Origin of the sequence: Wohlfahrtiimonas larvae (assembly GCF_002006755.1) — a bacterium.
Classification (GTDB): Bacteria; Pseudomonadota; Gammaproteobacteria; order Cardiobacteriales; family Wohlfahrtiimonadaceae; genus Wohlfahrtiimonas; species Wohlfahrtiimonas larvae.
The window spans coordinates 1-1,992 of record NZ_MVDO01000255.1; the positions used below are offsets into that span (position 1 = coordinate 1).

Below are 1,992 nucleotides of genomic sequence, written 5' to 3' on the forward strand. Positions count from 1 at the left end.
AAGTTGAGGTGCTCATTTTATATTTTTTTAAAAATCTGTCAAGCATTTCTATGAAAAATTTATCAATTTTCCACCTAAAAAAACATCAACCACTTTAACCTTATGAATCTCATAAGAATTCAACATAAAAGGATCACGATCCAAGACAATAAAATCAGCAAATTTACTCACTTCTAATGAACCAATATTATGCTCCAATCCAAGCATATAAGCGGCATCAATCGTTGCTGAGCGCAAGACTTCCTCTATGGTCAACATTCTATCGTTATCATGTCGATAATCATCTCCAATCAGCTGTCGATTCATTCCTATCTGAAAATGTTCCCATAAATTCAAATGATCAATAGGCCAATCACTACCATAAGCCACTTTTATACCAGCATCATAAAATCGCCCCGCACATTCAAAATATTCAATACGATCTTTCCCCAATAACTGTTCAAATTCAACCTGAGTTATCTGACTCATTGCTCCCCATTGTAAGGATTGTGTTGCGATCACATTTAACTGTTTAAACCGAGAATAATGCTCTGGCACAGTTAATTCATTGTGTGCTAACCCAGCTCTGACTGCTAAATTAGGTGACCTTTCTTGTGAAGCCTCTATACAATCTAACGCGAAGTCAATACCAGCATCGCCCACTGTATGCATGTGAGGATGCCAACCAAGTTGATTCGTTTGGCTCAATAATTCTGTGAGCAATGCTTTGTCGTAATAGCAATCACCACATTGCTCAATGCCATCTAAGTGATAAGGCTTTCGCAATAATGCTGTATGCAATGGCGCCTGCAATACACCATCAATGAAAAATTTAATGTGTGAAATCGTTGTGGTTGGCTGTAATGCGGTTTGCTTGTATGAAAATTCTGCCATAAACGCTTGAGTTTCCGCGATCGCATCAGGAATCATTTCCACCGTAGCAAATGCTTTAGCAGGGATCTCTCTTGCCCCCAAAACACGCAATGTTAATTCATTAGATTGCGCCAATGACTGAAATGCTTTGAATGCCACAGCATCTGCTCGTGCATCCATAACTGTTGTTACGCCTTGCTCATTCAATAAAAATTGCGCCTTTCTTGCGACTTTTAATGCGTAGTCATCGGAATAACGTGTAATTTCATCAAATGCTTGCATTGCAGGGCCATCTTCTAAAATACCTTTAATTTTGGCATCTTCTAGAATATCCACCGTTTTAAATAATGATAATGCCAATGAGTTGCAAACCAATAAATGACAGTCATTAGAAAATACGATGATTGGATAACTTTGTGAGATTTTATCCAAATCTTCACGCACTAATTCACTGCCTATGGGCAACATATCAGGCTGCATCCAACCACGCACAATGATCCAACCATCTTTGTGCTCTTCCATATAGCGCTCAGCATATTCCGTTATCTTAACTAAAATTTCAGACTTACTCAGGACTTGATGTTTGAGGTTACAACTCAATGATTGAGAGGCCCCCCAAAAAGGATGAAGATGCGAATCTACCAATCCTGGCATCACAAATTGCCCATGTAAATCCACAAGCTTTGTGGCTTCATCTTGATGACGTAAGATAGATGTATCATCGCCCATAGCAATAATCTCACCCTGTGTAATTGCCATTGCAGTATAAAATGTATTGTGCGCATCAGCACTATAGATATTACCGTTAAAATAGATAGCATCTGCTTTAACCATCCTCACCCTCTGATATTTTCAATGATTAAACGAAAAACCATCATAGACAAAAAATTATAAATATGGAATGTTATTAATTGAGAGTTCCTTTTCTCAAAAATTTATCTTAATCTCACTCTATCTTACTTTAATCTTTATATATTTATGTCTATTCAAGCTTATTTGGGATCTATTGCTGTATTAGGTGCAGCTTTAATTTGGGGCACAACAGGCACAGCTGCTGCATACGCACCAAACTTAAGTCCTTTAGCCATTGGTGCTTTTGCAATGGGTTTTGGCGGAATATTACAAGCATTGATTGCAAAA

At 37.8% G+C, this 1,992-nt stretch carries 1 protein-coding gene and 1 pseudogene; one reads left to right on the forward strand and one right to left on the reverse strand.

Annotation, left to right across the window (positions count from 1 at the left end; translation table 11 throughout):
* Window positions 1–48: 48 nt before the first annotated feature.
* Window positions 49–1,686, reverse strand: coding sequence for an amidohydrolase (locus BZK14_RS12885; protein ID WP_077926863.1), 1,638 nt, complete (start codon window positions 1,684–1,686; stop codon window positions 49–51).
* Between the two features lie 144 nt (window positions 1,687–1,830).
* On the opposite strand from BZK14_RS12885, the pseudogene BZK14_RS13645 reads away from it, so the two are divergent.
* Window positions 1,831–1,992, forward strand: a pseudogene (locus BZK14_RS13645) (EamA family transporter); the annotation flags it as partial.

Excerpts from the sequence above, each read along its gene's own strand:
- BZK14_RS12885 (WP_077926863.1), bottom strand. The coding sequence starts at position 1,686 with ATGGTTAAAGCAGATGCTATCTATTTTAACGGTAATATCTATAGTGCT.